The sequence below is a fragment of the Psychrobacter sp. NPDC077938 genome, assembly GCF_044542635.1.
Lineage (GTDB): Bacteria > Pseudomonadota > Gammaproteobacteria > Pseudomonadales > Moraxellaceae > Psychrobacter.
Genome location: NZ_JBITUW010000003.1, coordinates 87,742 through 111,933 on the forward strand (window position 1 = coordinate 87,742; position 24,192 = coordinate 111,933).

Genomic DNA, 24,192 nt, shown 5'->3' on the forward strand with positions numbered 1-24,192 from the left:
AGGGCGTCACCATCCACGTCGCTTGCTGTAAGCAGTGGGTTGATCACTAGGTTTGTGTCTTCAGCAATGGTCAGCTGTTGACCGGTCAGCTCTGGTTCGTCATTCACTGGCGTAATCGTTAGATCAATGACCCGCTCGGCAGATTGTAATTCACCATCGGTGACGTAGTAGCTAATACTGTCTGTGCCATGATAGTTCTCATCAGCGCGGTAGATATAGCTGCCATCTGCTTGTGCGCTTAGGCTGCCATGACTTGGCTGTGCGGTGATGACGACTGTTAGGGCGTCACCATCCACGTCGCTTGCTGTAAGCAGTGGGTTGATCACTAGGTTTGTGTCTTCAGCAATGGTCAGCTGTTGACCGGTCAGCTCTGGTGCGTCATTCACTGGCGTAATCGTTAGATCAATGACTCGCTCGGCAGATTGTAATTCACCATCGGTGACGTAGTAGCGGATACTGTCTGTGCCATGATAGTTCTCATCAGCACGGTAGATATAGCTGCCATCTGCTTGTGCGCTTAGGCTGCCATGACTTGGCTGTGCGGTGATGACGACTGTTAGAGCGTCACCGTCCACGTCGCTTGCTGTGAGCAGTGGGTTGATCACTAGACCCGTGTCTTCAGCGATGGTGAGCTGTTGACCGGTCAGCTCTGGTGCGTCATTCACTGGCGTAATCGTTAGATCAATGACCCGCTCGGCGGATTGCAGCTCACCATCAGTGACGTAGTAGCTGATACTGTCTGTGCCATGATAGTTCTCATCAGCACGATAAATGTAGCTACCATCAGCCTGTTTAACTAAGGTGCCATGTTCGGGCTGCTTGGTAATGACAGTGGTTAAGTTATCACTATCGATATCACTAGCTGTCGCTAGAGGATTAATGATTAGTGCAGTATCTTCTGCAATAGTCAGCTGCTGACCTGTTAGCACTGGCGCATCATTCACTGGTGTGATCGTCAACTCAATCACTCGTTCAGATGACTGTAATTCGCCATCAGTAACATAGTAGCTGATACTGTCGCTACCATGATAGTTCTCATCAGCACAGTAGACATAGCTGCCGTCTGCTTGCTGACGAATACTGCCATGACTTGGCTGTGCGGTGATCACGACCGTTAGGGCGTCACCGTCCACGTCGCTTGCTGTGAGCAGTGGGTTGATCACTAGGTTTGTGTCTTCAGCGATGGTCAGCTGCTGACCGGTCAGCTCTGGTGCATCATTGACTGGGATGATGGTAATACGAATGGTCGCGGTGTTACTAATGGCTTCACCATCGTTTAGGACATAGCTAAAGCTATCTTCACCATGATAGTTGTCATTTGGTGTGTAAGTGACACTACCATCATCGTTAATAGCAATAACACCATGCTGAGCGGTAGTGACGATCTGAGTAGTCAATAACGCACTATCTATATCGTTATCATTGCTTTGAATACTGATCGTCACTGCTCTATCTTCATCAGTCGTCGCGCTATCATCCTGTGTCACTGGCGCATCGTTGACTGCGGATATGATTAAGGTAGCCGTCGCCTCATTTGAGCTGACTTTGTCATCGGCTAAGGTATAGCTAAAGCTATCCATACCGAAGTAATCAGCCAATGGCGTATAGATAAGCTCAAGTACGCCGTCGGCATTGGTTTGCTGTACTAAGGTTCCGTGTACTGGCGGCTGGGTAATGCTAATAGTTAGCACATCGCCGTCTTCATCACTGCCAAGGGTGGTCAGTGGAATAACAACCGTGCCATCCTCTAGTAAAGTCAGAGTGCTATCAGTGGCAATAGGTGGCTTGTTAGATGGTAATACATTAAACGATGCCGTCACTGGCTCTGATATATCTGTACCATCAGTGATGGCATAACTAAAGCTACCTTCGCCTTCGTAGTCCTCATCAAACAGCAATACATAGCTGCCATTCGCTTGGCGCGTTAATGATCCATTTTCAGGTTGCTGAGTAATCACGACACTGAGCGCATCGCCTTCTACATCTGTTCCTGTCACGCTAAGTGACAACGTAACTGCCTTACCAGCAACAACATCCTGTCCATCGATTAAGCCTTGTAGTACGTCCATATCAATGACAGGCGCGTCATTAACAGGATCAATCGTTAGCTCAACGCTCGCGATATTACTGACGCTGCCTTCATTATCGGTAAATTGATAACTAAAGCTGTCCGTACCGAAGTAGTTGGCATCTGGTGTATAGCTAAAGCTACCATCATCTGCTAGTGTCACGCTGCCATATTGCGGCTGGGTCACGATAGACACTGTCTGAACCGTATTACCTAGCAATATATCATTGGCAAATAGATTATCCGTCAGTACTGCGTCTTCTGGCATCTCATAGCGGTCATGAGAGGCAATAGGATTGTTACTAAGCTTGATATCACGGATACTGACACTACTATCTGCTTCGCCAAAGCCAAGTAGATCAAAGCTTAAGAGCACATCAGTGCTAGCGCCATGAGCCACTTGGTCTTGATACCAGCTGGTAAGGTCGATGTAATAAGTAGAAGTACCATCCGCATTTAAGACTTTTTGTACGCCCATAGCGACTTGTTCTCTGCCACCAGCTTGAATATTAAGCAAGCTATCGGTACGAGTTAAATCAGTAATTTTCGTTACTGCCTCGCCTGTTTTAGCGTTCAATAGTGCCGCTTCAAAGGCATCGCCAGCTTGCTTAGTCGCTTGATTAAGCAAGCTGTCAACAATAGTAAAGCTGAGTAGACGGTTGTCTGCATTTAGGCTAAAGGCTTGGCGCAAACTGGTGTTGACTTTGTCAGACTCAGTTAACGTGGCACTATGATTAACATTGTTAAAACGAATGTCACCTGAGAGGAGCCAGTTGTCGCCAGCATTAGCAAAGTCGCTGTTGCTTAACTGCTTTAAGGCCATTGGTGCTTGCCATGTTTTTGCCTGTAGTACGTGCGTACCTGCATTTTCTATTTGCGCAGTCGAATTACTTTGTAGCCAAGCTAAATACTGGCTATCCATCTGATTTGGCAAACGACGCTCACCCTCTGCAAGACGTAAAGTCATTACATCACCTTCCGTACGATGACTGACCCCTAGTACATTACCAATTTCATGAATAAGCACTGTCAGCAAATCAATTTTATTCTCTGCTTCGCTACCTACGTTGGCTTTATAACTATTTTTCCCTAATGTAAATTCCTCATTCAAATTTGGTGTTTTGTCGATGAACCACCCCCAACCTGCTGCATCTGAAGATAAAGTAATTAGCTTACCTTCGGTAGTAGCAAGTGCGTTATTAGCCAGTTGGCCCTGCGTGACACTAATATTCTCCATCTGCTCGTGAGTCGCGCCTGCGTCTAGCCAGTACTGCTTGGCAGTTTGATACATAGACTCAAGTTGCTGCTCTAGTTGAGCCGCGTCCATCGGCGAGGCATGACTCTCATTGGGTAAACCATCAACCAATTGGTTTTGCGCTCTTGTATTCGCCAATTCGTTTAACGATTTGATAAGTCCTTGATGAGAAGAATTATTTGAATCAAGTTCTTTTAAGACGTCTTCCTTGTTCTTAAGTACTGCTTTGTAACCATCACCTGATTTTTCAAGCGCATAGAAGCCAGCGGAGTCAAAGCGATAGCTTTCTACCAATTCACCTGTCACTTTATCTTTGATAGTAAAGGTCTTAAGCTCTGGTATTGATACATACATACTTGATGACCACCAGTCTCCCGTTGTACGAGGATCCCAAGTGCTACCGCCTGCTTTAAGTATGTCAAAACTGGCATCATTTTCAAAAAATGCTGCTTTTTGTGCAGGTGTCATATCCTTAATAAAGCTTTTATTACTGGCAAGTTCTGCTAAAGCCTCCGCCATGGCTTTGGCTTGATTCTGCATTTGTTCGTTAAAGCCATGCACTCTAATAGGATCATTCATTGCTGTAGCACTTGGTACCCAACGTAAGCTTGGTGCAAGCGAGAAGCTAAAGGTACCATTATGAGTCTCCAATAGAGACGCGGTACCCGCCAACTCTCTAATGGCTTTTTTGCTTACCGCGTCAGCATTGTATTTTTCAAGGTAGGCTGTTTCAGCTACATATATATCATTCAAAACATCAGGATCACCATTTGCTTGTGTGCGTTGATAATCAAATGCATACTGACTCTTGTCTTTAAGCTCATCTTCTAGTAGCTTGATCTCTGCTTCTTTATCTGCTTTTGCTGCACCAGTTAGCTTTGCTAAATTAGCGTATTCATCATCAACTTGCTTTTGTAAATTGGTTAATTCACTAAAGTCATTTTTGTACTGCTTATAATGAATAAAGTGATTTATTAAAGCATCGTAGCCCGCACCAAATTCGGCTTTGATATCCGTAAACATATTACTGAAAGTGATATTACCGTTTTGACTTACCTTAAAGGTTTGCAGGACATCCCCTATCGCTTTGGCATAAGCGCCGCCACCTGAGCCTTTAATGACATTCATACCGCCGAGCATAAACTCAATAATGTCGCCAGCTGATGATTTATCCCATAAGTTTTTAGTGGCACTCGTGAAGTCAGTAAAGCTGCCCATAAATAACTGCTGGATGCGTTGCCAGTTTTGACTCCCTGTTTTCTCTATCCTGCCACTGTTGTAAACAAACCCTTTTTCTCTAATAGCGCCATCTTTTACCGCAACTACAGAGTGTCTTAACGCCTCTTGTAAGTTTTCTATATTTATATTCTTGGCACTTCCATTAGAGCCTACTATTTTAAGTAGTTGCCACTCCATTTCCTTTAGCTTTGCAAAGTTCGCTTTTGTTGTATCTGGATTGTATGGTGATAGATTCGCTCCCGGTCCTGTAGTGGTAGCAACTTGCTGAGTAGCACCTTCTTTCACTAACTTGTCGTATTCTGGAGAGGTATCTGACGTAACTTGTCCTGTGACTCGTTCTTGCGCCTGTCCATCACAATTGGTGTTATGTACCCATAGTCCTGCGCGACCAATGAAGTAGGTATGATTGTCTGCCACCTCAAAGTTATAGACGGTTGTGTTATAAGGGATAGGCGCGCCTTGATTATCCTTTAAGTGGTTCGTTATCAGTATTTTACCTTTTTCGTCTTTGATACCAATGTCGAGATAACCGTGTTGCTGGTAATAGCTGACGTCTTTAACATAGCCCGTACCCTTATATTCTGCCTCACTGTAGTCGAGCATATGCGCTTCGGCATCTTGCACATAATCATCGTAGTAATCCTCATGATAGTGCTCTTGATACCAGTAATGATTTGGATTGAATTCTAAATTATCATTAGCGACTTGATAGGTAGGTTGCACACGCTCAACGGTATACATCACGCCATCGGTATTCACAGCAATTTCATACTGTTGTAGTTCGTCCACACGTTTAAAGTGAGGCTGATCATAGAACTCAATATCTTCTTGCGGGTTTTCCATGGCACCAACGACCCAAACAGGGTGATTGGGCGTCGCTAGAAAATGACTAATGGGACTAGCTGACTTGTATGTTTGATAATCAACCATCTCTCGATCTTTATTAAACTTCTCAATATTTTTCTCTAAACGCACGATCCACATCTCTTTGTCTTCATGTACAAAGGTCTTGACCACAGGCTTATACTCTATGTCACCACTACCATCTTCAGGCTTGGAGAGTACCCTATCGCCCACTTTAATATCCTGAATTGGTACTAAACCTTTATCCGTATGGATAAGTGTCCCTGCCACAAAGCAACCAAAGTTGAACTTATCGTCATAGATTTTTTTGTATAAAGCATCGCCTGAGAGACCTTGCGCCGCATATTCACGCTCAAGTGTTTTTAAATCCTTGAGCGGTGCGTTCATCTCTGCCAACTGAATCATACGGGGACTATCGATACTCATACGAGCAGCGTTGACAAACATGTTCTCTACTCTGACATAAATCTCTGCTTTTTCTGCCCACGAAATATTCGGATATCTATTGACCATCTCGTCCGCATATTTTTTCATGTCTTGACTCATACTAGTCAGCCACGTGGCTGCTTGATGAGCTTTTTGGCTATAAAGTTTTGGAAACTCAATTTCTTTACCGCCTACAGTGATTTTTGACATAAACAAATGACTGTTAGTCGTATCGGACTTAGTGAATAAGTCCGATAGTTTCATCTTAGGTGTTGGCGTTGGCATGACATATCTATAATTAAGCGGATTGTCTACAGTGGGCGCTTTCCAAACTGTTTTACCACCCATGCCTATTCGACCTAAAAGATGTAACCCTGATCCTATCATCATATCTATACCGACGCTTTGGAAGAAAGTATCTGCCCCTACTGGTCGTGCACCTTGACCATTAACCGTTTGATAGACTAAAGCTTGACCAGCTGTATCTACAATCGAATAAGTCACTGCTTCAGCAGCGAGTGATTTTAGCCCAGCTCCCCATGTTGCTTCCGCTGCTAAACCAGCTCTCACACCAGATAGAACCGCAAGTATAGATGTACCACCATCTATCCATGCCGCTTGATTGTACTCATCTTCTGTAATAAGTCCCTGACTTAACGCTTCATAACGTTGACCATTGCGTTCTAAAACGCCTACAGAAACTAAATTCCAACCATTATATGCAAGCTTCTTACCCCAATAAGAAGGTAAGTCCGCTGCACCAAACTCGCCTGCCTGAATTTTTTTGATAATCTCTCGCTCAGAGATACCCATCATGTCAGCATAGATATTATCTGACTCACCTATACCATAATAAGGACTCGTAACTAGATTGTAATATTCCGTATTGGCTGACTTGTCTAAATAAATTTGTTGTGTAGATGAAGCGTATTTACCGATACCATATATCCAACCAAAGTAGTCTATTCCATCCTCAGCCGCATTTGGTAATCCTTCTATACGTTGTGGTGGATTGGTCTGCACAAGTTTAGATTTACCAGACTCATTTTTAACCATCTGCAAATCGAATGGTTTAGTTAAATCGCCTTTTCCATTGCTGTAATGTGCTATTGCCATTGCAATCAGTTCGCGAGCGTCCCATACAAACAAATCTCTATGCATACTCCAGCCAGATGTTTCACCTGTTTCTTTATTATAGGTAGGATTATCTGTCCAGACATTACCGTATAGTAAACCATCAGCACCAATTTCTAGTCCATCGACCATGCCTTCGGCTAACCAACCAAAATCCATTGGTGTGGTTGAACCAATATAGGTTGGCTCACCTTGCTTACCAAATGGATCTTTGACGATCCCAAGCTTACCGCCCATTTGTTTGCCAGCACCATAGTTATTATCCCAATTGAAAAGAGGGTTGTCGTTCAACCAATGGAAATCTCCTACTATGGCGTATTCGACACCATCATAATTAACAATGACATTACCTGTAGCATTTTGAATTTCTTGACGATACTGCCCGTAAGTATTCTGAAGATAGGTATATTTTGGGCTTAAGTAAGGATTGTGTATTGTTGGTTGTTCATTCAACAGCTTACCTTTATCGTCTGTCTTAACGGTAAGGCTAATTAAACCTTTACGAATGTCTTTTTCACTTGATAACAAGAACTCACCATTCCCCACTCCTGCTCGTATATATTGTGGGTATTTGCCTCCTCCATTCAATTTATCCGAAGTTAGAACCAATACATCGTCCTGTAATACACCCAAATCATCAATCTTATTTAGATCAAATATATAGACGTTCCCTCCTTCTGAGTGGTAGCGACCGCCTACAGGTGATGTCATTGCCATATAACTACCATTATTGATAGCCATATCTAAGAATCCAGCTGCAGGTGTTACACCCAAATCAATTTGTTGATACTCTGATAAAAAATTCACATCTAATTGATCAATATTTATACGGAGCAATCGACCAGAACTATCACCCCATCTACTACCTGAAGAGATATACAACCAACCACTGTCTACTTCTAAAGAAGTTAAATTAGTACTGAAATTGTCTATACTAATTTCATGAACAATACTTAGCGTTTGAGTATCCATGACTAAGATACTATCTTCATCGTCTGCACTCGGTGAAATAATGAACGCCAAAGTTCCATCGTCTGTATATGCTATCTGATCTGTCATCAGACCTCTCATATTGATTTTTTTGGATTCAGCACTTGCTTTGGTTCTATAATCTTTAATAGATTTTATTAATTTGGTAGTACGTCCTTTTATTAGTTCACCATTAGCGTCTTTTTTATCGGTATCTTCAATTACCGCTCTAAATATTTCAATAGAATTAGGAGTTGTCACAATTACATCTTCTGTTCCTATCTGCCAAGCTTGTACAGGATTACTAGCTACTGGTAAGCTAATAAATTCATCTATACCGTCTGCACTTTTCTTCGCAATGCGTTCAATGTAGACCGAATGCATAGATAGTGCCACACCCTGGGGTAATGTAATGGTCAAATCTTCTACAGCCCCTTCATAGGCATAAGTCGGACTTACCTTAAAACCTTGCCAAATTAGCCCTCGATCCGCGTCAACCTTATTATCTGTAGGTTTGTCTATTTGATTACCTCGTGGAACAAGCCAAACTTTCACATCAAAATTAGAAGCGAATTGCCCTTCAGGAATAATATTTTTGGCAGAGACAGTGAGCTTACGCGACTCTACGTCATATTTTAGCCCTTGAATAACTGGTGTATAAACAGCAGTAGCTGGGATATCTGGAAACTCTATAACAGAATTAGCCAAGCTCAGGTCAGAACTCGCAATTTCACGCTTATAGCTACCTGATATTGTATAAGACATAATAGTCGTTGGCGTTGCCATCGAAGCAAAGATGCCTATAGCAGAGACACCAGCCATCACGCCACCCAGACCACCGCCTGACATACCCATGCCAACGGCTAAAGCAATTGACGCATTAGCATTCCACATGAAAGATTCGTAATCAACACCACGGACCTCAATTTCGCCTGTTTCATATTGCTCGGCACTTTGACGATAACTCATCATATATGTACCAGAAAAACCACTGCCTTTATATGGCGGGCTTGCCGTCCGAGCCATACCATCAGCATCAATAAAGCCGTTATCTACTAGCCACCAAGTATCATGCTCAGTACCATCTACGTCACGGATAGTACCTTTTTTCCAGAACATGACTTCAGTACCAGCAACTAGCTCTTCAAGCTCCCCTGTTTCCGCATTGATAGCTTGTTTAGGTACTTTAATTGCTAACTGTAATGGTAGATCAGATTTATCGTCGCCAATATTTATCTCAAAAGCTGTCAGCGAGGTGATCACATCTGGAGCAGGAAGTGGCATCCCCACATCATCTAACGCCACCTCATTGATAGATACCTCAGTACCATCAGCAAGTGACCCAGGTGCTATCATCAACTGATTGCCATTGGTATCTTGCACTACTGTACCATCGCCTTGCGTGATGGTGGCCGTACCAGTGATTGGCTCTTTTATCTTGAGTAGCAGATCATACTGTCTACCATCGTTGATGACGGATACTTTAGCAGTACCAGTCTGCTTCGCATGTATCATACCGTCAGCGGTAATGGTCGCTATACTGTCATCACTGATATAATAAGTTGTACCCTTATCAGCAGCATCAATACGATTGCCATCGATATCCGTTACTTTTAGCTGCCTTTGTCCTTGCAATGGCAGTGTGACTGCTAATGGATAGACATCGACTTCGATATCGTCATAGCTATTTGGGATATAACCATCTAAGCTCACACTAAAGGCATTGACCCCTTCGATGCCGCGAGCGATGACCTTAACCACCGCTTGCCCTGCGCCCACTGCCTGCACATTACCTAACACATCAACAGAAATCACACTGTCATCACTAGACACAAAACGTACATAATCAGCAGGTAAGTAAACACCTGATTCATCTTCAAAGTCACCAGTGAGCTGTAGCCTATCGCCACTGCCTATACCTAGGCCTTTGATACGCTCAATATTGATCATAACTAAACGGGCATCACTGATATTAACCGTCAGCTCTATCGGTTGACTGGTACTAAAGCCATCATCAGCCTGTAGTGCTATTGTCGCCTTGCCTGTATAACCTGTCTCAGGTGTAAATACCAAAGTATTACCATCTGCAAGCAGCTTACCAGTCCCATGAGTACCACCTATCACTTGCCAGAAAACAGCATCGCCTTCTAGGTCTTGAGCGATATCATTAAGACTTGCCTGCGTACCCAAATCGACATGAGTACGATCAAATGCTTGGCGTTCCTCTTCACTAAGCACACCCACGGGCGCGCGATTGGCTTTAAAACCGTAATTGGCAAACAATATCTGCCGATCACTGGCATCAATATTACCATCACCATTGAAGTCTGCTGTAGCATTTGTTGCTGGAAAAGCGGCATCCCACCGTGCAGAGTCGAGACTGTCAACATTACCATCTTGGTTTATATCACCAGCAAGTTGGATACTTACTTTAGTAGTACCTTGCCCTGTCACTTCTAACTGCTTAAAGCCTGCTTGAGTTATCCGAATTAAAGACGTAGTAACCCCATTAGCACCCGTTTTGCTACTTAATAATTGCGTTCCTGAACCAATGCTACTGATGGTACTACCTGTCGTATGAGTTACCGCAATGATAATACTGCCTGTCGCGCCTGCAACCTTTTGTGTGCTGGTAAGCTCAGACTCACGGATACCATAGCTCAGTGCGACTGCCTCATTGGTGAGATCACCGGTCCAAGTGTTAGTCGTGTCATCACTCCAGTCGATAGCCGCACCAAGATAGGCTGAAGCATCTGCGCCAAGCAGTTGCCCGTCATCGGTATAGCCATAGCGATCTCCTGCGTCACCTGTCATCAATGGACGAGCAATGATTAGGTTACCTTGCGTGTCATAACGGTAGACGATACTGGTTAGATCATCTTGTGCATTCATACCAACGACACGCTCAATTCTACCTTCAGTATCGCGAATGAACTGTACACGTGATTGATGGCTGCTGTCTCCAACCAGTGCAATGCCACTATCTGTCACTAACCATTTGCTACCATCGGCAAAACGAATTTGCTCGATACTGCCCGTTTGGCTGACTTGATAGCTGTCCCCTTTTGTATTAGTCAATACAAAGCTAGTAGGTATCCATGCCAGCCCAGTATCTGCATTGTATAAGCGATCGCCTTGCGTCGCTAACGTCACGCTACTTTGGCTATCGAGTGTACCAACTCGTAAACCCCAACCTTCACTCTCGTTAAATACTGGCTGATACTGTCCATTTGTCTGCTCGTCAAGCTGGAGCGTAAAGCGTAGGTTGCTAACGACACTAGCATCCAAGCCTGCTGCTGTATTGTCTATGACATTTGGTAGTTGCATCCACAATCTTGCACCGTCCCGCCAAGGCGCGGTCGCACCTAAGGCATCCCTGTCTGCTTGATCATGAGTAAGATGAGTATCTAGTAGTGGTAGCGTCCAGTTGCCAAAGTCTTGAGTACCAGATTGGCGAATATCGGTCTTCTCTAAGCTACGCAGTAAAGAAATAGTATGATTACCAAGCTGATAGATAGCATCCGAATGGGTAGTCGCTGCTACTTTATCTTGGCTATCGATCAACACGTTCGCAAGCTTAGTGCTCACGCGACCTGCCAGATCCCAAGCAGTCAGTCTCAGCTGATAAACGCCATTGACAAACTGAGCAGGGTCTAATTTCTTAAGCTCAATAGCATCGTTAAGATTCTCTGCGCGGTAATTTTGCTCCGATAATGTGAGCCAGTTCAAGCCTTGAGTGGCTTGACCGACACGCATAGGTGCAATTTCAAGTGTATACCCCATCATTTGCGCATCTTGTAAGATGGTAGCGATGGCAGTTGTGTTGTTAATAGTAATAGGCTGCATAGAAGTATTTGCTGTACTTAGCACCTCAGACCACGTCAATGCCGGAGCGGTACTATCAGAAGAGTCTTTGACTCGAACCTGACTAATACTATTATGGCTAAAGCCATCAATATCGGTAGCCGTTACTTTTATCTCTATAAGGCCATGCATACTTGGCTTTAGTTTGAGACGACCAACGTTATCTAGCGTGACGTCTTGCCATACCTCAGGATTACTACCACCCAGTGCCTGCCCGCGCATCTGTACTTGGATGTCAGCTATCGCAGCATAGCTGTCTGCACGTACCGTTGCTGTGACTAATTGCCCTGGCATAATAGGCGTGCTTGGTGTTAGGTTAACTGTGATATCAGGACGGATGCTGGTCTTATCAGCCACCACTTTCAAGGTAAAAATGTAGGAGGCCGTATTGCGTCCATCATTTACCATCGCGGTTACTTGATAATCGCCCACTTGTCCAGGGCCTGGTATCCATTTAATGAAACCGCCCTGCTGATTGTAGGAGGCACCCTCAGGTAAGTTTGCAAAGCTGACCGTTAGATTATTTGTTTGCGCCTCGCCATCTGCATCATAAATACTAATGCCTTGGCTTTGATTACTATCTTCACGGATGATGGGCAAACTAAACTCACTTCCCACTACTAACGCATGGTTACTGGCATTGATAGTCGGTGTTTTGTTGACATCTAAGACGCGTACTTGTACCGTTTTTAGAACACGTATTTGTCCATCAGTCGCTGCAAAGGTGAACTCATAAGCCTCATCAGCTTGTACTGCATTATCAACCGTTTGCAGCGATGGCGTCCATTCAAAATAACCTGTGGTTGCATTAAACAGCACGCCATCAGGGGTATTATCATCATAGACAAGGCTATAACGGATTGCGTCATTATCGCCATCTTGCGCTAAGAGGTTAAAACTTAATGTCTGACCTTCATAGACCAGTTGCATCGGCATAGACAATAGCACTGGCGACTGGTTGGTATTGGCAACCTTGATGGATATCTTTTGGCTCGCAACTGCCGTACCATCTGATGCTGTGACCACCAGATCATATACTCCTGCATTTGTTTGTGCGGCAAACTTGCCTGGCAACCAAGAAAGCAGCAGTTTGCTTTGCCCATTACTCATAGGCTGCGTTGTCACGGTCATGCCTTTGGGCAGTCCTGACACATTCCAATGAGCTGCATCCAAATCATTATCTCGAGCAAATAGCTCAATGCCAAAGACTTGTCCTTCATGAGCCTCAATGCTGATAGTATCGGTATTTGCCGTAACTTGGCCTAGTAAATGCGCTTCTCCTGTTAAGACAGCGTCAAGTATTTCTGGAGACTGGTTCTCAGACTTAACGATAATGGTAATGTCTTTTGTAGCAACATTTGGTACCGGCGTGGTTCCTTCTGGTAAGGTATAGCCGGCATTCTCAGGTGGTAACCCACTATCAGATACTGCAAAGGTTAAGTTATATTTACCGATTTGTGCAGGTGTCGGTGTCCATACCAATCTCGCCTTACCATATTGCGCTTCTTGAATGATTCTAGCGCCTGCAGGCAGGCTGTCTTTCATAAAGCTTAAGGCATCTTGATCTAAATCAGTCACCTCTATAGGGATAGATAGCTGCTGACCAGCTACTGCTACCACTTGTAAGGGTATATTAATGACTGGAGCTTCTGTCAGACTGGTCACAGTAACCACAAAAGAGGTATTGGTAATCATTGCTTGATTGGCATCGCCATCGCCATCATCTTGAGCAGTGAGCTGAATAGTATAGCTACCACGATCGCCTGTCGTAGGCGCAAAACGAATGACTCCTGATACTATGCGACCTTCTGTTAAAAGTGTCTCACCTGTTTGCTCATAAGTTGCAAAATCTGGCAAGCCATTTAACATCAAGGACAACGCATTACCTTCAACATCTAGCACACTGACGGGTACTTCAAGAATACTGTCTTTTGGTACGGTAATGCTATCAAGCTCACTGAATATCGGTGCTCGATTGGCATTATTTACAATAACAGGAACAGTCATCGTACTAACCGCCGGTATGCCAGTACCATCACCATCATCAGTAGCAGTTACAGTAATGTAGTAAGTACCCGCTTGTTCGTAGTTTGGTCTCCAACTAATCTCTAAAGTCTCCTCATCGAAGACCGCACCTTCTGGTAACCCTTCAACCTGATAAGTGACTGTGGAGGCTATATCAGAACCATCTTCACTGATGGCATCTGCGCCCTCACGCAGACGGATCTTGGGTGTGAAGTTTGGATTGTCAGGATCAAAGGCAAACGTACTGATACGTAATGGCTGTCCCTCAATGATCTGCCACGACTGTACAGGCTCAAATATAGGTGCAGCGTTAGCATTAGCAACATCTAAGCTAAGTGTTTGTGTTGCAACCGTAGTGACGGCGCGCGCGCCATCTGTAGGATGATAAGTCGCAATCAGACGAATAGGAACCTCGGTCAAGCCAGCTTGAGTAAAACCAGGTGTCCAGCTGAGCCATCCTGTTTTGCCATCTAACTTGGCACCTGCTGGTAATACGCTAGCGTAATACTCAAGCTCTACACGCGTACCGTCTGCTTGATTGAGCCCACCTGGCATACTGCCTGCAAGCTGAATACCAAAGGCTTCACCTTCACGCAGTTGCTGTGTCTCAATCATCTCAAATTTAGGTTTGGCGTAGCCCTGTACCACTTCAATATTAAAATCGTAATACTGAGTGTGTTTTCCATCAGTGGCAATAACCCTAATATTGTCATAGATCCCAGCTTGATCATAACTTGGTAACCAGCTTAATGTTTGAGTAGCGGCATCATACTGTGCGCCATTCGGCAAGTTTTTAAACGCTACCGTAACAGCATCACCATCAGCATCCACTATATTGATTGGTAACTGTAACGACTGACCTTCTGTCAATCGGAGGTTACGGACTTGGCCAATCACGGGGGCATGATTACCGCCTTCTACGCTAATATTGAAGCGTTTTAAAGCAACACCCCCTCGGCTGTCAACAACGCGCACTAGAATACTAGTGTCTGCCAAATCTAGGGCAGTTGGTGTCCAATGCAAATTAACTTGGTTTTGATAGTTACCATCGTCATCTTCTACTACCTGCTCTTGCATAGTAATAGACATGCCTTTTGGTGCATCTACCAATGACCAAGAAAATACTTGACCATCCTTATCAAGACCAGCAAGGCTAGCTTGCCAAGCTACTCCTGCTTTAGCACTTAGCAGCTCATCTGTATCTGATAGTTGAGTGGTGTCTACGTCTGCATCATCTACCACAACTGCTTTTATGCTAGGAGGTAAATTGTCGTAAGGTAGGGCATAAACATGATGAGACAGCTGAGCTTTAACCAACTCACCTGCTGCTTGTGTCGTCGTAAAGTCAGACGTAGGTCTGATCGTAACTGTGATATTTTTTAGAGTTTCACCTTGTGAAAGTCGACCACCCATGTCAGCTAGTGCTTGGGTGGCATCTATCACCCATAGTCCTTGCTGGGCACCCCCAAGTTTGTCTGCATCGCTAATAGAATCAGCGAAGTACTGACCTGGATCTAGCAGTAGCATTAGTGCATTTTTGATGTCATCAACACCAGTATTGGTAATACTCACATCATAACTCACCGAACCTGTGAGTCGATCTGCTCGAGTATTTGTAAACTGAATATCGACCCGATTGCTAAAGTCACTTACAGCGGTAAATCCAACCACATAGACACCATCCAGCCGAATCTGAGCACGGCTCAGTACATTAGACGATACTTCTAAACGCCACTGATCAGGGGTAAGATTAGGAACGGTCAAAATGACTGATTGCGATGCCGCATCCCACATCACTTGCTCAGGTAGCAAAGACTGCTTACTACCATCGCTTACAGACACTAGTCTATAATTATTAGGGTTGATAACACTACCAACGTCCTGTATATCCTGACCTGATTGTCCTAGCCACATGCCTTGATCAAACGTAACCGTGATCTGATTTAATGGTAGTGGCAATAGAGCACCATCATCGATAGATGACCGTACAACCTTTGGCGCTTTGATTGGCGCTATTTCATCAATAAAATTTGTCTGTGCTAGCAGGATTCTGCCATCATTTGTAGTCATTACTGCTTCAGACCGCGTGCCACCTTTTGCAATTTCAGTAATTTCTCGAGTTTTTAGATGCACCATCCATAGCGAGGCACTGTGAGACACCTCTGCACTTTGCTCTAACTGACTTCCAGCAATAAGCAAACCTGCAAGCGCAGTGTTTGCCTGTCCAAAAGCAATATTGTCAATTTGACCTGAAAGTGTATATTCGATCTCTGCTCGGCCCTTGTAGCGACCAGACATAGGGAAACTAACAATGTCTGTTGTGCCATGCGTTGCTGAGGTTATCTCTTTGCCTGTCCAAGTGACACCCCATAGACGGCCATCAGGGCCAAAAGCCAATTCTCTAACTTTATTATTAGAAAAATGTGACCATGCTTTTTTGTTGTCTTCTATAGTAGTGTCTAATACTTCAACACCATCACCACTACTTACATAAATCTTACCTGTCGTAGGATCAATAGCTAGAGCATGAGTTAATGGCTCATTTGAAGGCAGATTATAGTTTTCAATAATATCGCCTGTCTTAGCATCAATCAGCCATAGATCATTGCCTGTCATTACCCATAACTGACCCAACTTATCTACAGCCATATCTAAAATTGGACTGTCAATGCTAAACAGAGGTGAAGTATCGTAACCACCATCCTTGCCATCGAAACTATATACTTCGTTGCGCAGCTCGCCTGCACTGACTAACAACTGACCATCGGCCAACTGCACCATTGCAGTAGCACCGATATCGGCACTACTAGATGAGTAGCCTGACGCAAACCCTCTCAAAGCAAAGGGTGCCAATACTGACTGTAAGTCACTGGTCTGATTAATTTCGCCTACTGGTGCTTGATTGGGAACATATCCTGGCATTCCCTTTTTAACAACCTCATATAAGGCGTTGTCTTGGTAGGCCCGGTCGTGTTTTGCTTGCGGCATCTGTTTGGTTTGTTCAAGCTGCTGTTGAACCCCTAGCTGCTCTAACAGGCTTGCTGTGCTGCCATCGTCAGGTAGTACCGCATTACTGATTGAAGCCGTTTCAGTATTACCTGCCAAATCAGTCGCCATTGTCAAGAATTCATAGCTACTGCCTACTTCTCCAGTAAATATAGCACTGCCTTCACTACCGACAGCTTGCTTTTTCCATATTCTAAAATCACCGCGATCTTTTGCTACATATACGGTCACATGCTTAACACCAGCACCTTCATCAGTGGCTTGCCAGTTCACTTGATAAGTTGGCAAATCGGTATCGGTAACACTTTCTGCCCTGATTACACTGATAGGCGCTAGCTTATCTAACTTATAGCTCAGTGATTCACTATCAAAGGGTTCTATATCGTTGAAAAATATTCTAGCGCTAGCCGTTATGTCATCATCGTGCTCTGATTCCACACTATTAGTGACGGTATAACTCACATAGCCTTTGTCATTGATTGATAACAGCTTTCTAACGTCATCTGTGATAACCAGTCCAGTCTCTGGGTCGATTGCCTGCAGTAGCCATGTTGCTACGCTACTCTCTGCATCAATGCCTGCACTAACCCTCAGCACGAACCCCTTGGTTGCTGTAAAGTCAAAATCACCTTGGAAACTTGCTTTATCTCCAGGCACACGAATATTAATATCACCAATTTTTATATCTTTTATTCTGATACGATAAGGGTCTAGGCTGGCATCTAGTTCAGAGACAATTCTAATCTCATTAACGACTTGTTCTGTTTGATTGTCGAAGTTGATGGTGAAAGGCAATGCAATATCAGCTGGCAAGTAGCTCACACCCTCTGCATTCGATAACGCTTTAGGACCTTTGACAGATAAAACACTTTGGTCATTTTGTTCAGAGATTTGTGATAAGTACTGGGTCAAGTTTAATGCTTGCGGCCCAATCGGTCTAAAATCCTCGTCTAACATACCAATATGACGCAAATATTCAAGCTCTGCTCTACCACCCGCATAGACATTGAAGTTTAAGAAATGTGTATCGGTACTAGCACCTAAATCAAATTGCTCAAAGTCAGGAGATGATGGTACGGGCACAAAAACGCCCTCACCTTCAGGATTTTCTCGAAACTCAGAATAATCATAATCAATTACTTTGGCATCAGGGTCGCCTGACCATTTGGCTGTATCACCATACCACTGCTGAACCTTGGCAAAGAAACTTACCAAGTCGGCTTGAGATACAAACTCATCGCCCGCTTTTCCAACTAAAATCCCTGTTGCTAAGGTTGCATTTAAACTAACCACTTTAACGTCTTCACGGATTGGTGGGGCGTCGTCAATGGGACGCAATAGACCAGCATCTTCTAGCGCTGCCAGCCAGCTTTTTTCCCACTGATCTTTGTCAGAGGCTAATAACTGTAAAGTTTCACTAGCTTCGATATCAATCAATATCGCTTGTCTTATTTTGTCAGCATGTTTTATTTGATCGGCAATGAACTCTTCGCGCGTAATCGGCGTCGCGCTACCGAAAATATTAAACCTAAATGGTAGTGATAAACTCTCTTCTGTGGTCATGTGTTCTTTGGGTTCTTGACTCAAAAACTTCGCAGTTAAGCCTTTGCTTATTTTATCGAGATCTTGAACACCACTATCTAGTAGACCTTGCTCTTTCCAATCTGGTCTAATCATATACATTTGATTGCGAAAGCCTTCAAAGTCATAGGCCAGCCATTCGTTCAGTCCAGGATACGTTTTGATATTGAAGGTGCTACCTACGAATCCACCAGCCCCTACATCAAAAGCATATCCAGGAGCGAGGTTCAAACCATTAGTGTTTAAAGCACTGTACAAAACAGCCCATGGTACATCTTTGCGCATGCTACCATCAGCTGGGGTTTCACCATACTGTTGGTTATTGGCAATATCAACATATCGACCATCTGGCTGTCCCCCAATATTAGAGGAGAATATGATGTAAGGTATAGGCAAACCTTCAAACAAGTTGTCACTATAACCCATCTCACTTGTCCCAACATCAAAGCGCACGTAAGGTGTGTCTACGTTGGTTAAGCTCTGTAAAGAGACGCTATAGTCATTCTTACCACCTGGCTCAATATCACGACTTCCGCCGATACCGATAGTGACGTCAGGCTCAATGAAGCGCTCAACCAAATAGCGATACGCTTCAGTGACGCTTTCGCCATTAGTGTTGATCACCTTAATGTCATACAGTCCGTAAGGTACTTGCCGTAAGTCAAATATGGCACGGATATGGGTAGCATCAATGACTTGCCAGCGTTCTGGCTCAACTTCGAACACTCCTGGTCGTACAAGCTTCACTAAGGCACCAGCGGCAAACTGACTGCCTTTGATATCTACTGTCACCCAACGATGGTCATCAGTACCGCGGCCACCTTGATCCGGTGTGACTTCAGTAATAGACAATGGCATTGCTTCTGCTAGTAAGCTAACTTTGGGCTGCTCACCAGAGACGGCACGAGACTTGACCAAGATATAGTAATCACCTGCCTTAGAAGTGGGTATCATAACTTGTTGATTGGCTGACATTGCATCGGTATATGCCGCATCATAGTTATAACCACTTGGGATGTCGCCATAACGGACATAGACCTCATTGACCGCTTTATCATTATCAGATTTCAGTAAAACTCGTAGTGTCTCGCCATCTGATACATTTACTTTATATAACTTAGTAACATCACCATTTAGTGACAGCAATTCCTTAACACCTAACTCAATCTCTGGAACTGTCACCGCAACACTGGCTGCCGATGCATTGAAGTTGTTCGCTTCTCCGGGCGCAAATACCAGTCCATCGCTGGTATAACGAATACTGCCTTCGTACACTTCATTGTAGGCATCAGGACGAACAATTACTCGCCAATTACCGTCTTTTACAGGTGGCATCGTAATTTTTACCAAATCACCTTTAGCGTTTTCATAACTTTTTAAGGTCGCTGTATAGCTTTCTTTAGCAGTAAGACCATTCGCATGGTATACATGACCCAATAAAATATCATCTTTATCCCAAGCATTATCGGAGGACAGATAAATGGCATCCGCCCAACTTCCATAGGCTCGATTATCAGACTGATTTTCTACTGAGTAAGTCACCTCAATCTCGTCACCAACTGCTACTGACGCCGGTACTGTCGTATCAGTCACTACTAAGTCTGACGCATCAGGAATAGTAATTAATATAGGCTGTAACGCCGCACTATCATTATTGCCTTCGTTGTAAAACTCAACGACACGACCTGTATCAGCGACATTATGGCCTGCATCAGTTAATACAAAGACGTAATAGGCCCCATCATAGTCTATCGGCGCTTTAACACTTAGATTGGCATCATAAATACCGTCTTTATCTAGACCACCCTTGTGACTGACGTAGCCTAAATAAGTATCTTTTTGCGTGTCTAAGAAACGGTCTTTGGAGAGATAAATACGATCATTCCAACCATATTGATTGTCAGGTACAGCGCCGCCTTTATTAATAACTTGATAATCTACTGAGAACTGCTGGCCTGCAATAACATTGGTTGGTGTGGCGACAGAGGTAACTTGCAAATCTGGTGGTGCAACAAAAGTAATCGGTAGATCAATGGCGGCAACATTATTGCCTTCGTCATCGAATTCTTGGACAAAGCTTGTACCTCGGCTACCATCGACAGTTTGCAGCCCGCTTCTAATTGTACTTTGAGTATCTCTAGGAATTTCATTAAAGAATTCAGTATCAGCCTTAACAATGAGCTTAAAATCGCCACCGATATTGGTCGGTAGTCTAAAGGTTGCTGAATTGGTATAACGCTCACCAGGCTTCAAATACCATATATTATCATCGGCATCTCTATTGACGACTGAAGTTATTTTAGTTCGCGTATCTCTTTCAATTTTTTCGCCTCTATCAACTAGTGGATGGTCAGACTTATCAAGATCATCGTCATTGGATAAATAAATACCATCTAACCAAAAACCACTGCGAGTCTCTCGTGTACCTTGGTTAATTACCGTCCATGTAACCGTAATTTCCTCACCCGCCTTAGGATTAGGCTTCGATACCTCTATCTTTTCGATAGCGAGATCAGGTTCGCGATATTCAATATTAAGCGTAGCACGCTTAACGTTATTATTGTTTAGCTCACCTTCAAATACTGACCCCATTATTGCTTTTGGATTATGTGTTTTACCCCCATACAATGAAAGCGCACCCGCATTTCTATCACCTACTAAATTTTCTAACTGGGCACTCACCTTGTCGTAAGCTAATCTAGCATCGGTAATAACAAAAATATAGTACTGACCATCAGCGCCTATCGGCAACTGTGCTTTTACATTGGCTGTATAACTTTGACCATTTTTTAGACCACTGACATTTTTATGCGTATAAGTCGTTAGGACCTCATATTCACCCTGTATCATCTCAGGGTATTTACTGATAACCACAATATCTTGCCAATCTTTACTATCACTCCAAACGTCAGCGCCATGGTTGGTAACTGTCCAAGATATATCAGTCAGCTCACCTGAAAAATTATCGGGCTGAGTGATAATTTTAGTGACTTGTAGATCTGAAGGCTGACTATTGACATCAGTCTCTGTCAATAGCTCGTTATTTGTTTTTGTAACTTCTTGGATTGAGTCTTGATAGACTGCAGACGTATTGGTTCTCACAATAAGATACTTAGCATCTATTGATGGTGCCAATGTCACTGTTTGTGAGTTGGTATACTTCTCTAGATTACCCAGCCCTCGGCTTTGCTTATAGCTACCCAGTAACCACTTTTCTTTAGCAGTAGTTAAGTCTGTGCTATCGGATAACCATACCTCATCGACCCAATTATTAATTTGGTCAGCCATTTTTTCTTCGAACGCATCGGCAATATTTTGTACCGTATAGCTAAAGCTAAACTCACTACCTGCCTTGACCTGTTGATCAGCGGTCACTTCTATGATCTTTAGGTCAGGAGGCGTATATCCTAATACGTCTATTTTTCTAGACGAATAGTTATTGTTATCCAGCTCCGCTGGGTCATTTGGGTTGACGTTTGAGGCTAATGTATCTTCTAAAATAACATCGTACGTATCACTCCATACGGTGATATACCAAGTACCTGATAGAGTGCCCTCAGGGATAGTCGCACGAATATCACCTAAATAATCTTCACCAACTTTCAGATTACCTGTATGAGTAACTTTACCCAGTAAAATATCGCCACGGACAGAACGCGGGCGTGTTGGGTCTTTTGTTAGCCAAACTGTGTCTGTCCAACTATCTGTTTTAGCTTCTATTCCTTGCGTAGGCGCAGAGCCTTTATTACTAACTTTATATCGCACATCAATCGTTGAACCGTGTGCAACTTGATCTGGGGCGACTACTTCTTCAGTCACCAAGTCAGAAAAAGGTACCGCATTGACATGTAGCTTTTTAACAAGATGATTATTAACTTCATTAGGATACTCATCTAGTTTGTAAGTATCATCAGCAACTACAATGACATAAACATCACCGCGATATTGAATGGGTATATCAATATCTGTCGATTCAGAAGTATAGCTTTCTGTTGGTGCCAATGCAGACGGGTTACTGATACGACCGATCAAAGTATCGTCAGCACTTAATTTACCGTCCAATGATAAATAAACCGCATCTTGCCATTGCTTATTGGTCGATTTTGAACCTAAGTTACTTACGGTAAATTTAACAGCAGTTTTAGTACCTGCTGTTACCTCTTCTGGAACCACAGCATCTGTAACGCGTAAATCAGGGCGAGCGTATAAGCTTACCGCTAAAGCATCCTCTGACACTTTTTTATTATTTTGACTAAAGTCACCATGCTCGTAGATACTGTTATTTTTATTGGTAACAACCTCTAACCGCCAAACCCCTTGCATTTTTTGCGGTAGTCTAATTTGTTCCTGACGAGTATATGTTTTTCCAATTTCTAAGGGCTCTACATAGTTATATTGACCTAGTGATATGATGTTGGTTTCATCTGATGTAGATATAAGCCTTACTTCGTCTACCCATTGCCCTTGTGCAATAGCATTGCCTTGGTTTTTTACTTGCCATGACAGCTCAATTAAATCACCCTCTTTCGCTTCTGCAGGAAGAGAGATATTGCTAACAACCAAATCCGCTGACGGTGACAAGCTAATTGGTATGGAGACGGATGTAGTATTGTTCTTATCATGAGTAAACTCGAATACACCACCAGTCTTAATATGTAATGTATAGTCACCCTCTAACCCATTAGGAAGGACAACCTGAATCGTACTATTATATGTGTCACCAGCACTCAAGACGCCCAAGTGACTTAGGTATCCTAGATTCCATATTTTGCCACTACCATCAGGGTTCTCAGAAAGCCATACCTTATCTGTCCACTGATTTTTATCAGTGATACCAACTCCTTGATTACTCACTTGCCAAGAGACATCAATGGTATTGCCGCTGGTTGCAGTACTAGGTATCGACACTGAATCAACCACTAAATCAGCATATTTAGTCGGCATGACATCTACAGCATCACTGCTCATCATGACATTGTTATTGTCTAAATCATTTTCCCAAACTGAACCAGCACTATCAGTTTGTACAAATATACGCCCATGACGCGTAAAGTCAGGACCAAACTGATAGCTGATACTGTCGCTATAACTTTCACCAACTGCTAACTCACCATGGTGCTCTTTAGTGGCTAAGATAATATCATCACTATCACCTAGTACATCATTGGTAGAATAGATGATACTGTCTGTCCAGCTTAACGTTTTACCACTACCAATACCTTGGTTGGTTACAGTCCACTCCACTTGGATGGTTGCAGGAGCAGCAATAGTCTGCTTTGGCGCTTGTACCGAAGTGACCGCAAGATCAGCATAATCATTTATGGCAATTTGTTGTAACTTTTGCGCGCTATTATTACCCTCACTACCATTTTCGGTGTTACGGTTAGTCGCATCGGTTACAACGATGAAGTACCATGAGCCTTCTAAACTGACAGGAATGTCGTAATTGATACTACTAAGGACTTTATCACCAGCTGCAATCGAGCTGTGAATGGTTTCTTTTAATAAAATATCGTCACGATCAATACTATCGTTTTTTGACAGATAAATACGGTCAACGACATTTTCTGCTATAGCTTCACCTGCATTGACTGTCTCCCAATCTATCTGGATAGGCTCCCCACCTTGAAGTTTACCTATCGTACTAATTTGACCTACAGTCAAGTCTGGTGACACGACACCCATGGTAGTGGTTGCGGTATTGTCATTCTCTTCTGACTCTACAATATAACCAGAATAATCAACTTCTAATCTAACCGTC

The 24,192-nt window shown here is 43.5% G+C and carries 1 protein-coding gene (only partly in view); it reads right to left on the minus strand.

Features of this window, described 5'->3' with window-relative positions; translation table 11 throughout:
* Positions 1 to 24,192 carry part of the coding region annotated (locus ACIGBM_RS06460; protein WP_397477169.1) for a tandem-95 repeat protein on the minus strand (this coding region is incomplete at its 3' end). 11,429 nt of the annotated region lie beyond the right edge of the window, so 24,192 of the 35,621 annotated nt are shown.